At 60.8% G+C, this 12302-nt stretch carries 11 protein-coding genes; 6 read left to right on the plus strand and 5 right to left on the minus strand.

Going from position 1 to position 12302, the window contains the following annotated elements; genetic code table 11:
- Positions 1-318: 318 nt before the first annotated feature.
- Positions 319-2544 carry a ComEC/Rec2 family competence protein gene (locus RTX98_RS09015; protein WP_312796082.1) on the plus strand — a complete coding sequence of 742 codons (2226 nt, stop codon included), beginning with the start codon at positions 319-321 and terminating at the stop codon, positions 2542-2544.
- Here the strand turns inward: RTX98_RS09015 and lexA are convergent.
- The 3 genes from lexA to RTX98_RS09030 all read right to left on the minus strand — a co-directional run bounded on the left by lexA (position 2501) and on the right by RTX98_RS09030 (position 5822).
- Positions 2501-3217: a transcriptional repressor LexA gene (lexA, locus tag RTX98_RS09020; RefSeq protein ID WP_312796083.1), complete on the minus strand. Its 717-nt coding sequence runs from the start codon at positions 3215-3217 to the stop codon at positions 2501-2503. The genes RTX98_RS09015 and lexA overlap by 44 nt on opposite strands.
- A gap of 149 nt (positions 3218-3366) precedes the next feature.
- Positions 3367-4008, minus strand: coding sequence for a DsbA family protein (locus RTX98_RS09025; protein ID WP_312796084.1), 642 nt, complete (start codon positions 4006-4008; stop codon positions 3367-3369).
- Positions 4005-5822 (minus strand): extracellular solute-binding protein, encoded by a 1818-nt coding sequence (locus tag RTX98_RS09030; protein WP_312796085.1) that lies wholly within the window; start codon positions 5820-5822, stop codon positions 4005-4007. The genes RTX98_RS09025 and RTX98_RS09030 overlap by 4 nt, the downstream gene beginning before the upstream one ends.
- Positions 5823-6036: 214 nt before the next feature.
- Here RTX98_RS09030 and RTX98_RS09035 point away from each other — a divergent pair, with 214 nt between their 5' ends.
- Positions 6037-6672: an invasion associated locus B family protein gene (locus tag RTX98_RS09035; RefSeq protein WP_189501984.1), complete on the plus strand. Its 636-nt coding sequence runs from the start codon at positions 6037-6039 to the stop codon at positions 6670-6672.
- Positions 6673-6783: 111 nt separating this feature from the next.
- Here the strand turns inward: RTX98_RS09035 and hspQ are convergent, their stop codons facing one another.
- A complete protein-coding gene (gene hspQ / locus RTX98_RS09040) occupies positions 6784-7116 on the minus strand; it encodes a heat shock protein HspQ (RefSeq protein ID WP_189501985.1) in 333 nt (110 codons plus the stop codon).
- Positions 7117-7250: 134 nt separating this feature from the next.
- On the opposite strand from hspQ, the gene RTX98_RS09045 reads away from it, so the two are divergent.
- The gene (locus RTX98_RS09045) at positions 7251-8210 is read left to right on the plus strand and encodes an AEC family transporter (RefSeq protein WP_312796086.1); all 960 of its coding nucleotides are present in this window, start codon (positions 7251-7253) and stop codon (positions 8208-8210) included.
- On the opposite strand, the gene RTX98_RS09050 is transcribed toward RTX98_RS09045, so the two are convergent.
- A complete protein-coding gene (locus tag RTX98_RS09050) occupies positions 8178-9389 on the minus strand; it encodes a UbiH/UbiF family hydroxylase (protein WP_312796088.1) in 1212 nt (403 codons plus the stop codon). The two genes, RTX98_RS09045 and RTX98_RS09050, sit on opposite strands and share 33 nt — an antisense overlap.
- A 252-nt stretch (positions 9390-9641) precedes the next feature.
- Here RTX98_RS09050 and pcsA point away from each other — a divergent pair, with 252 nt between their 5' ends.
- The 3 genes from pcsA to RTX98_RS09065 form a co-directional block, all read left to right on the plus strand.
- Positions 9642-10391, plus strand: coding sequence for a phosphatidylcholine synthase (pcsA, locus tag RTX98_RS09055; protein ID WP_312796090.1), 750 nt, complete (start codon positions 9642-9644; stop codon positions 10389-10391).
- Positions 10388-11365 (plus strand): quinone oxidoreductase, encoded by a 978-nt coding sequence (locus RTX98_RS09060; RefSeq protein WP_312796092.1) that lies wholly within the window; start codon positions 10388-10390, stop codon positions 11363-11365. The genes pcsA and RTX98_RS09060 overlap by 4 nt, the downstream gene beginning before the upstream one ends.
- Positions 11366-11494: 129 nt before the next feature.
- Positions 11495-12302, plus strand: an 808-nt coding sequence (locus tag RTX98_RS09065) for an ATP-binding cassette domain-containing protein (RefSeq protein ID WP_312796094.1), incomplete at its 3' end; no start/stop codon positions are given.

The following is a 12302-nucleotide window of genomic DNA, read 5'->3' on the forward strand; positions in this document are numbered from 1 at the left end:
CATTTCGCTGGCCAAGCCTCAGGCGGGCTGGCACAGGACGCGCGCCCGTGTAGCATAGGTGCGGGCAGGTGCAAGTTTTGCATCATATGGGGATCGAAGGGGGCGACGATCAGTACGGCTGCGTCCGGACACAGCGAACGGGCTTTCTTCGTCAGCGAGGACGATGAGGCCGCGTTTGATGACGCGTGGCCAGAGCAAGATCGCGCGCGTGGCCGGACGGGGTCGCATCTCGTTAGGCGACTGCTTGGATGGCTGGCGCTTCAACCGCATGAATGGAAACGCGCGTGGCAGGCGGAATGGTCGCGCGGCATTGGCTTCTTGAGCCTGCCCCCGCTGATCGGCGGCGGCGCCGTTTCCTATTTCCTTCTGCCTTTCGAGCCGTCCGGCGTTCTCGTGGCGACTGCGGTGTTGTGCGCAACGCTGCTCGCGTTCCTCCTGCGTCGGCATCACGCCTGGCATCTTATTGGTCTGGCCGTGGTGGCGCTGCTCATAGGTGTCGCTTCCGCCAAGATCGAGACCGAACGCAAGGCAACCCCGATCCTGGGCTCGCCGATTGCCACCGAAGTCACTGGTCGCGTCGTGCTGGTGGAACTTCAGGAAAGCGGACGAACGCGGCTGACGCTCGACGTCCTATCGACAGCGCGACCGACCCTTCGCTATGCGCCGGATCGTGTGCGCGCGACCGCGCGGCAGGTCCCGGACAAGCTGCTACCGGGCGAGGTGGTTCGTGGTGTGGTGAGGCTGATGCCGCCATCCGGACCAGTGCGGCCAGGGAGCTATGACTTCGCGTTCCAGAGCTATTTCGATGGGCTGGGCGCGATCGGCTTCTTTCTGCGCAACCCCGTTCGAGCAGACAGCGGTCCTGAACCAGCCTGGTCGCAAAGCTTGGCGCAGAGTGTCGAGCGCCTGCGCATGACCATAGCGGACAAGATCCGGGCGGTGATCCCGGGCGCATCCGGCGAGATCGCGGCGGCGCTGATTGCTGGCGTGCGCGCTGGCATCCCCGAGGCGGTCAACGAGGATCTACGCATCACCGGCCTGGCCCATGTCCTGTCGATCTCCGGCCTGCATATGGCGTTGGCCGCAGCCACGATCATGGGCTCCATGCGCGCTCTGTTTGCTTTGTCTCCAGGCTTCTCAGCCCGATACCCCGTCAAGAAGGTCGCCGCCTTCGTTGCCTTGGCGGGCACGGGTTTCTACCTCCTGCTCGCCGGCGATCAGGTTGCCGCCAACCGAAGTTTTCTGATGGTCGCGGTCATGCTCGCCGCGATCCTGTTTGATCGCGCCGCGCTGAGCATGCGCAATCTCGCCATCGCCGCGCTGATCATCCTCCTGATCACACCGCATGAGGTGATGGGGCCAAGCTTCCAGATGTCCTTTGCGGCAACGGCTGCGCTGATCGCAGGCTATGCCGGTTGGAAGCAGTGGCGGCTCAAATCCAGGCGCCACGCACCACCGACATCGCGCTCGCCGATGGCGCGCGTCCTGCGCTACCTCGTCGTTCTCATCGGTGGATCAGTTGCGACGTCCATTCTTGCCGGCAGCGCTACAAGCATCTTCGGCGCCTATCATTTCCAGCGGGTGTCACCCCTCACGCTTCTGGCAAATCTCGCGACCATGCCGATCATCGGCATCCTGATGATGCCGCCAGCCGTGCTGGCTGTCGCCCTGATGCCGCTCGGCTTGGAAGCCCTGCCTTTGATGGTGATGGGTTTCGGACTAGACCTCATGTTGGGTGTGGCGCACTGGCTGGCGGAGCGCTCACCACTGGATGCGGTCGGCATCGTGCCGGCTTCCACCCTTACTCTCTTTACGATCGCGCTTGTGGTTGGTTGCTTCACCACAACCAGGCTACGCCTTCTTGCACTGCCGTTTCTTTTTGCCGGGACGCTTACTTTTGCGGGGCGGCAGGTGCCGGACCTCTACATTTCCGAGGATGCCCGATTGATCGCGGTGAGAACCGAAGAAGGGAAGCTCGCCGTTAATCGAACACGGCCCAACGCTTTCACAACACAAGAATGGCAACGCGCGGCTTCCGCAATGACTTTGGTGAAGCCGGAGAATGGCAAGGGGGCAACGGCTGCGCCCTCAGACCGTTTTCTGTGCAAGGATGACGTCTGCACCATCAACAATTCGCCCGGCGTGAGCATCATGTCTCTTCCCGAAGGCGGAGACCTGAAAGCGCATTGCAGCGACGCCGCTGTGATCGTCATCGACGATGCGACAGCGAACAGCCGCGCCTGCCGCGGCTCAAAACAGGTGGTGCTCACCAAGCGCGACCTTGCGCAAAAGGGCAGCGCCACAATCACCATTGATCCCGAGAGCGGCAAACCGACCGTTCAGCATGCACTGGCTCGACCTTACCGACCATGGCACGACCATCGCCGCTTCTCGCGCGAGGCTCGCGGCATGGCACCCTACAAACGCCAGCCGCGAGATGAGGCCACGAAGCCGTCTCAGCAGACCAAACCGCCAGCAGGAGTGCCGGCTGAAGAGCCGCCTAGTACTTCCGGATCAGGCCAACCAAACGACCCTGAACCTTGACACGGTGTGGCGGGAAAAAACGCGTCTCGTAAGCGGGATTGGCTGCTTCGAGGGCAATGGACGCACCCTTGCGGCGGAAGCGCTTCAACGTAGCTTCTTCATCGTCCACCAAGGCAACCACGATGTCGCCAGGGTTGGCCGTGCTGCCATCGCGGATCACAACCGTATCGCCGTCGAAGATGCCGGCTTCGATCATCGAATCACCACGCACTTCCAGTGCATAATGCTCGCCACCCGTCAGCATATCCGGCGGGACGGTGATAGAGTGGGTTGGGTGCTGGATCGCCGAGATCGGCACACCAGCCGCGATCCGGCCCATGACTGGCACGGAGATGCCGTTCGCATCGTCGTCATTAGAGGCGCTGCGCTGCGGCTTGGCTGGCTCCGGCGGCTTCTTGCCGAGGCTGCCTTCGATCACGCTCGGCGAGAACTTCTTGGGGCCGAGTGCCGGCGACAGAGACTCTGGCAGCTTGATCACTTCCAGCGCTCGGGCGCGGTTCGGAAGACGACGGATAAATCCGCGCTCTTCCAAAGCCGTTATCAGGCGGTGGATTCCCGACTTGGAGGCAAGATCCAAGGCCTCCTTCATCTCGTCGAAGGAAGGCGGGATACCACTTTCCTTCATCCGCTGATTGATGAAGGAAAGCAGTTCCATCTGCTTGCGCGTCAGCATCCCAAGACCCTCTGAATCAAAAAACAAACCCAGAACAGACCGTATCTGTTCGGCATGTGTTCTGCAACATTTAAAAGTTTATCTAGTTGTGAAACGAAAAGGGTACGCTGTTCCTGCTCAACTTGAATCAAAAGCAGTCGTTTAAGCGTTTATCTCTGCTCTGCCACCTGCCGGATCGCATCTGCGAGGATCTCAGGCTCCTGCGCACCCATGAGGGCGTAGCGGCCATCAAGCAGAAAGCAGGGAACGCCCGTGATGCCCATGGTGGTGGCCGTTGCGATCTCCTGCTGCACGGCTTCGATGTCGGAAGGCGCTGCAAGCAGGGCTGAAACAACAGCCGCGTCCATGCCGCTGCTTCCCGCCAGATCGGCAAGAACTTGGGGATCGCCGATGTCGCGACCTTGCTCGAAATAGGCCGAGAACAGGTTGCGGACCACGCGACCCTGCAGTTCAGGACCGGTTGCGCCCGCCCAGCGGATAAGCCGATGCGCATCGAGGGTGTTGGCAGCGACCTTGATGGCGGCGAAATCGAAGGCGATGCCAAGTTCCTGCCCGATCGATTCGATGCGGGCGTGGATCTGATCGATCTTTGTCTGACTGCCGAACTTCGCCAGCATATAGGCTTGGCGGTCCGTGCCCTCACGCGGGATGGTTGGATCGAGCTGATAGGGTCGCCAATTCAGGGTGACATCGATGTCTGGAACCATGCCCAAAGCGAGATCGAGCTTCTTTTGCCCGATGAAGCACCAAGGACAAACAACGTCCGACACGACATCAATGCTCAGGGTCATCGCGCAGTGCCCTCCGACCACCATGTCGGCAGCTGGTAGCCGTAAACCGAGGTTTGTTCGGGCCGGTGAATATGGCTCCAGCTCGCCACCCATTGCTGCGGCTGATAATACAAGGGCACGATGTAGGCGCCGCTCAGCAGCACGCGATCATAAGCGCGCACGATCGTCACGAACTCGTCGCGGTCTCGCGCATTCACCATTTGGTTGATGAGCCCATCGATTGCAGGCTCGGCGACGCCTGCGAAGTTGTAGGTGCCGGGCGCTTTGGCGGAGGCCGAACCCCAGCGGAACTGCTGTTCCACGCCGGGCGAAAGCGAGGAAGTGTAGCGCATCAGCATGGCATCGAAGTCATAGGTCCGCTGACGCTGCAAATACTGCGCGGCATCTACGGAGCGGACCGACACGGTAATGCCAAGTCGGGCGAGGGTGCCCTGCCAGGCCATGCTGATCTGTTCGCTCGACTTGCCGTTGAGCAGGATCTCGAAGGCCAGCGGTTTGCCTTTGGCATCCACCATGCGGCCGTTTTGCATGGAATAGCCGGCAGCCTTCAGGGCTTCAAAGCCTTGCCGCAGAAACTCCCGGTCACGACCGCTGCCGTCGGACTTTGGCGGCGTCCAGGTTCCCGCGAGAATGTCGGGGCGCACTGCATCGGGATAGGGTGCAAGCAGGCTTTTCTCGGCCTCAGATGCAGGACGGCCCGTCGAAGAAAGTTCGGAGCCATCGAAGTAGCTCGTGGTGCGCTGGTAGGCATCGTTGAAGAGGTTGCGGTTGCTCCATTCGAAGTCGAACAACCCGGCAAGCGCGCGGCGCACATCGCGATTCTGGAAGATGGGCCGGCGCGTGTTGAGAACAAAGCCGAGCATGTCCGCAGGCGTCTGCTTGTCGAAGGTTTCCTTTCGAACCCTGCCGTCGGCCACAGCTGGGAAGTTGTAGCCGGTCGTCCAACGTCCGGTTTGGTCCTCCGGGAAAACGTCGACCAGCCCCTTCTTGAAGGCCTCGAACATTGTGTTCGGGTCGCGGAAATAGGTGATGCGGATTTCGTCGTAATTGTCGAAGCCGCGCTTGGTCGGCAAGTCCTTCGCCCAGTAATCCGGGTTGCGCTTCAGGGTCACCTGTTCGCCCGGGCGCACATTGTCGATGATGTATGGGCCAGAGCCGATCATCGGCTTCAGGCTGGTACGATCGAAGGTCTCGCGGTCGATCGCATGCTTTGGAAGGATCGGAATGCCCGCCAGAAGCAGTGGCGATTCGCGGTCGGCCTTGTCGTTGAAAACGAGCTTCAGGCCGCGTTCGCCAACGCGCTCCATGCGATCAATCACGCCGACCCAGCGCTGATAGATCGGGCGCGCCTTATCGCGGAACAGCTCGAGCGAGAAGATGACGTCGTCGACGGTGATCGGCTGGCCATCAGAGAACTTGGCGTTCGGGTTCAGAGTGAATGTGACGAACGACCGCGCGTCATCGGTTTCGACGCTTTCGGCGATCAGCGGATAAAGCGTGAAGGCCTCGTCCTTCGAGCGCATCATAAGTGGCTCAAAGACGTTGTTGCCGAAGTCCGTGTCGAACAAACCGCGCGCGCCATCCCCTTGAACGATAAAGGGATTCAGGCTGTCGAAGCTGCCTTGCCAGGCATAAACGACGCGGCCACCTTTGGGCGCATCCGGGTTGGCATAGGGCATATGCTGGAAGTCTGCGGGGAGTGCGGGCTTGCCCTGCATGGCAATCGCATGTGCCGGCTTTGCGCGTGCCGCGGGAGCACCGAAGGCAACCGTCATCAGCATCGAACAGGCAAGCAGCAGGGATTTGGTGGGCATGGGCAGTCTTTCCGATTCGGTCGACGGAAATATCACAGTCGCGGGGAATGGCGGCGCAATGATGTGTTTCCGGGCCTTCGCCAAGCTGGATTCCGGGAACAAGCCGGTGTAACAGGCCGCCAACAGTCATCCTGTTGCCTTATTTAAGCAACACTGACGCCGGCTAGCGGCTGGGTAGCGCTCACCGCCATCCATTCAAGAGGATAACCGACCCATGAAGTTTCCGAACCTCAACACGTCGCGACTTGCCCTTGTTGCGGCAGGCCTCGCTGCTGTGGTTGCCGGTGGTGTTGCGCCAGCATCTGCGCAGGAGCAGAACCCTGCGGCTCCGCCCAAGGGTTGGTTCAAGGCCTGCCAGAAGCAGCAGGACGTTGAGATCTGCAACGTTCAGCAGATCATGACCGCTAATACCGGCCAGCTGATCACCGCCGTCAGCCTCGTCGAGGTCAAGGGCAAAGTGAGCCGCCGCGTGTTCCAAGTCACCGTGCCGACCGGCCGTTTGCTGCCTCCAGGTGTCGGCCTTCAGGTCGACAACAACAAGGCGCAGAAGCTTGATTATGTTATCTGTTTCCCGGATCGGTGCGTGGCCGAAGCGCCGCTCAACGATCAGCTGGTTGCAGGTTTCAAGAAGGGCACGAACCTCACGCTGACCTCGGTCAACTTCCAGAATCAGCCGAACCCGATCAAGGTTTCGCTCGGCGGTTTCACCGGCGCTTATGACGGTCCTCCGCTGCAGCAGTCGGACCTCGAAGACCGCCAGAAGAAGCTGGAAGCCTTCGTGAACAAGAACAACGACGACTTCGCGAAGAAGCTCAAGGACGAGCAGCAGAAGGCGAAGACCGCGAACTAAAAGCAGAAAGTCGACGGAAAAACCGGAAAAAGGCGGGGTGAAAGCTCCGCCTTTTTCCTATTTAGCGGCCATTTTTTCCGAGATTTTCTGAAGTTCTTCCGGTTTTTGCCGTTAATGATGCGGCTGGCCACGCAGTCGATATCGCCCTGCCGAATCACGGGCGAAGATCTGGTTGAGCTGCGGGTGACGCAAAGGACCGCCGTCCGAATCCTCCAGCAGGTTCTGCTCGGACACATAGGCGATGTATTCGCTGTCTTCATTCTCGGCGAGCAGATGGTAAAAGGGTTGATCCTTGCTCGGCCGCACGGCGGCAGGAATCGCTTCGTACCATTCTTCGGTGTTGGCGAATTCGGGATCGACGTCGAAGATGATGCCGCGGAACGGGAAGACCCGGTGCCGGACCACCTGACCGATCTGAAACTTGGCATGTCGTGTGTCTGTCATGCCTGTTATTTGGCCGCAGCGCCGGCGTTGTTCAATCCCGCAAATGCTTGACGCAGGTGGCTGTGGCGGTTAGCGCCGCTGGACGCTCTTTGCCGGCCTAAGGGCCAGCCTCCAAAGCCCAAGCGAGTCTGATCATGGCGGATGTTGTCGGATTGGTTCTGCCGTTTTTCGGCATGATCCTGATCGGCTTCGTTGTCGCGAAGCTTATGAAGCATCCGGTCGAAGGCTTGGCCTGGATGAATGTGTTCATCCTCTACATCGCCTTGCCGGCCCTCTTCTACCAGCTGCTGTCCAAGACGCCGATCGAGCAGCTGACGCAGATCTCGTTCATTCTGGCGTCGATGCTGGCGACGTTCCTGATCTTTGCGACGATGTTCGCCGGTTCACTTCTGTTCGGCGGCAACGTGCCGGAAAGCACGATCAAGGCTCTGGCGGCGGCCTATGGCAATATCGGCTTCATGGGACCGGGTCTCGCGCTGATTGCGTTCGGCGAGGAAGCGGCGGTGCCGGTGGCGCTGATCTTCTGCTTCGAGAACGTCATGCACTTCGTCTTAGCGCCGACCTTGATGGCGTTGTCGGGCGAGCGCAGCCCTGGCGCGAGCAGCCTGGCGCTCGATATCGGACGCAAGATCCTGCTGCACCCGTTTATCGTCGCGACGATCCTCGGCGTTCTTGCGGCGGCGTTTCACTTCCGTGCGCCGGGAGCGCTGGATCGCTTGTTGGAGATCGTGTCGCGGGCGGCAGCACCTTGCGCCTTATTTGCGATGGGCGTGACGCTCGCACTGCGGCCGCTGCGGCGAATGCCGACGGCGATCGGGCCGATCGTGTTGTTGAAGCTCTTCCTGCACCCGCTGCTTTGCTACACGATGCTGAGCCTGATCGGCGACTTTCCGACCGTGTGGGTGTGGACTGCGATGTTGCTGGCATCGCTGCCGACGGCCACCAATGTCTATATCATTGCTGCGCAGTACGGCGTGTGGGTGGAACGGGCTTCGGCCAGCATTCTGGTGACGACCACAGGCTCGGTCGCCACCGTGACGGCGCTGCTTTATCTGATTCGATCAGGCGTCCTGCCGCCCGACCTTTTCCCATAGGCCACGAAAACCACTGCCGGGCGCCATGCCTTCGCGCATGAAGAAGCTGCGCACCGGCGGGAGCTTTTCCATCAGGCTGAGGCCAGCACTGCGCGCCATCTGTGCCGGCAGGAGACCGGACAGAAGCGAACGATTCAGCAGGTTCACCGCGCTGTTTCGCGCGAAGATGTCGGGCGTCCGGCGACGGCTATAGCTGCGCAGAACGTTATCGGCGCCGGGATCGCTGAGATTCTCTTCCACGAGGCCGGCGATGGTCTGCACGTCGCGGATGCCGAGGTTCAGACCTTGCGCCCCGATCGGCGGGAAGACATGGGCCGCTTCGCCGACAAGCGCGATGCGCGACTGCGCGAAGGACAGCGGCATACGGGCCGACAGCGGATAGATCTGGCGGCCGGGCAATACATTGACCGAACCGAGCATGGACTGCATGCGGGCTTCGATGCGGCGGGAAAGCTCCGCATCGTCCAGCGCGTTCAGCGTTTCAGCTTCCGCTGGCGAGACCACCCAGACCAGACTGGACTTGTCGCCGGGCAGCGGCACCTGGGTGAATGGGCCGGTTTCCGTGTGGAACTCGTTCGACGTGTCGTTGTGCGGGCGGGTGTGGCTGAAGGACAGAACGAGCGCCGATTGCGGGTAGGGATGGCCGATCGTGCGAATGCCGGCGGCATCGCGCGCAGGGGAACCGCGCCCGTCGGCCGCAATCGCCAAGGCACCTTCGAGGCGCAGACCATCGTCCAGCGCAGCAGTGATGCGATCGGCCGACGGCACCCAGTTCTTGATAGTGGTGAGATGGCGGGTGATGCGCGGCTGGTTGGCGACCGCGTCCGACAGCGTCTGCGCCAGCACGGCATTCGGAATGTTGGCGCCGAAGGTGTTGCGGTCGATCTCGCTGGCGTGGAAGGGGACGGTCGGGCTGCGCAGCAGCCGCTTGGTGGCATCGATGATGCGCATGGTGCGCAATGAAGCGGACTTGCCTTCAAAGCTCGTATCGATGCCGAGTTCAACGAGATAATCGAGTGCCGGCACCATCAGCGCTGTGGTGCGTGCATCACTCGCGCCGGCTTCAGGACCGATCAGGCTGACATCGAAGCCGGCCTTTGCCATTGCGAGACTGGCAATGAGCCCGGCAGGTCCGGCGCCGGCAACGAGAATCGTCTTGGGGGCGAGCATATCTGTCATGGCCGTATCCTTGGGGTTGCGCTCTGTTTATCCGAGCACCCAGAGCGGCTGCAATGCGACGCAGCGCCCTTCAACAGTGTGGAAGCTGTCAACAGTGGTGAACCACTGCCTGTTTGGTCTTGTTTGGCAGAAGCGCTGAAACTAGTGTCGCGCGCGTCCCCGAGCGGAAAAGCAGCGGCAGAAGAGTGACGGCCACGATGAAGAGTTCCAGCAACGACCGGCTTTTCTGCCCGTCGACAGGATGGATGGTCCGTGTCGAAGCTTGAGCAATTTGTGAAGGGACCGAAAAAGGTAACCGTGCCGCAGGCGCGCGCTTTTTCCGTGCATCTTTTCACGGCTTCCGGCTCATTTCTGGCCTTCCTGTCACTGGTGGCCGCGAGCGAAGAACGCTGGACGGCGATGTTTCTGTGGCTTGGTCTGGCACTTCTCGTCGATGGTATCGATGGTCCGATCGCGCGCAAGCTGCAGGTCAAGGAAGTGCTTCCGACCTGGTCGGGCGAGCTGCTCGACAACATCATCGATTACGTGACTTACGTCCTCATCCCCGCTTTCGCGCTTTATCAGCGCGGCTTTATGGGCGAGGGGCTGTCCTTCCTTTCGGCCGCGATCATCGTGGTTTCCAGCGCGATCTATTATGCCGATACCGGCATGAAGACGAAGGAGAACTTCTTCAAGGGCTTCCCGGTGGTCTGGAACATGGTGGTGTTCACCTTGTTCGTGATCGAGCCCGGGGAATATGTGTCCTTCGCCGTCGTGGTGTTTTCGGCGATCTTCACCTTCATTCCCATGAGTTTCCTTCATCCGGTGCGGGTAGTGCGGCTTCGCAACCTGAACCTGACGGTGTTTCTGGTGTGGTGCGCGATTTCGGTTCTGGCGCTGGTGCAGAACATGAATGCATCTGAGTGGGTGAAGATCGCGATGGCCGTGACCGGGCTCTACCTCTTCTTTATCGGCGGGGTAATGCAGTTGTTCCCGAACCTTGGACGGAAGGAAACAGCATGAGCAAGGCAATCCGTGTTAATGAGCATGGCGGACCGGACGTGTTGGTCTATGAGGATGCTCCGGTTGAACAACCGAAGGCCGGCGAGGCGCTTGTTCGCCATACCGCGATCGGCCTGAACTATCTCGATGTTTATTATCGCACCGGCCTTTATCCCGCGCCAAACGGTTTGCCGCTTGTGCCCGGCAACGAAGCGGCCGGCGTCGTGGAAGCGTTGGGCGATGGTGTGAACGGTTTGCAGGTGGGCGACCGCGTTGCCTATGTCGGGCCGCTCGGCGCTTATGCGCAACAGCGCGTCATCCCAGCCGACAGGCTGGTGAAGCTGCCCGAAACGATTTCGGACGAGCAGGGCGCGGCCATGATGCTGCAGGGCATGACGGTGGAATATCTGCTGCGCCGGACCTTTGCGGTCAAAGCCGGCGACACGGTGCTTTACCATGCGGCTGCCGGTGGCGTTGGCCTGATCTTCGGCCAATGGGCCAAGCATCTCGGCGCGACCGTGATCGGCACGGCCGGCTCGCCGGAGAAGGTCGAACTCGCCAAGGCGCATGGCTATGACCACGTGATCGACTACACGAAAGAGGATTTCGTGGCGCGGGTGCAGGAGATTACCGGCGGCAAGAAGTGCGACGTGGTCTATGATTCCGTTGGCAAAGACACGTATGAAGGTTCGCTCGACTGTTTGAAGCCGCGCGGGCTTTTCGTGACCTTTGGCCAATCGTCTGGACCGATCCCGCCGTTCAATCTCGGCGTGCTGTCGCAGAAGGGTTCGCTCTTCCTGACGCGGCCGACGTTGTTTGCCTACATCGCCAAGCGCGACGAACTCGAAGAGTCCGCCGCTGCTTTGTTCGACGTGGTTGCGAAGGGTATCGTCAAGATCAACATCAACCAGCGCTACAGGCTGGAAGATGCCGCACAAGCGCATCGTGACTTGGAAGCGCGCAAAACGACCGGAACGACGATCCTTCTGCCTTAAGATTAATCACTGCGACTTCTTGAAGCAAAGGCGTCTTTCGCTCGACGTTCCCGTGCGATAAAGTGCTAGATAGACGCCTTCAGACAATCTTTGAGGAGCCGGGAAAGCCGGCTTCGGGAGTAAGAAGCATTGGTGCAGCAAAGCGCCGACGTCCGTCCGGCATTGCTGGAAACCCGAGGACTGACAAAGGTCTTCGGGAAGCTGACGGCTTGCGACGGGATCGACCTGACGATCCAGCGCGGGGAAATCCATGCCTTGCTCGGCGAAAACGGTGCCGGCAAGTCGACGCTGGTGAAGATGCTGTTCGGCTCGCTCGAACCCAATGCCGGCGAGATCCTGTGGGACGGGCGTGCGGTGCGCATTCCCAGCCCGGGCGAAGCACGCAAGCTCGGCATCGGCATGGTGTTCCAGCACTTCTCGCTATTTGAAGCGCTGACGGCGGCGGAAAACATCGCCTTGTCCTTGGCCGAAAAGGTGCCGGTCTCGACGATCGCGCAACGCGCGCGGGCGCTGTCTGAAGCCTATGGACTGCCGGTTGATCCATCCATGATGGTGGGCGATCTGTCGGTCGGCGAGCGACAGCGCATCGAGATCATCCGCTGCCTTCTGCAGGAACCGCAGCTGATTATCCTGGACGAGCCGACGTCCGTGCTGACGCCGCAGGAAGCCGACCGGCTGTTCGAGACGTTGGAGCGGCTGCGCGCCGAGGGCAAGTCGATCTTGTATATTTCGCACCGGCTGGACGAGGTGAAGCGGCTTTGCGACGCCGCGACCGTGCTGCGCCACGGCAAGGTGGTGGCGCATTGCAGCCCGCGCGACGAGACCGCCGCTTCGCTGGCGCGCATGATGGTGGGCAATGCCGTTCAGGCGGTGACGCGGACCCCGGTAGCTGCAGATGCGAAGGCCGAGGCTCTGCTGGAAATCCGGGACCTCAGCC

The sequence above is a fragment of the Tianweitania sp. genome (assembly GCF_032053605.1).
Classification (GTDB): domain Bacteria; phylum Pseudomonadota; class Alphaproteobacteria; order Rhizobiales; family Rhizobiaceae; genus Tianweitania.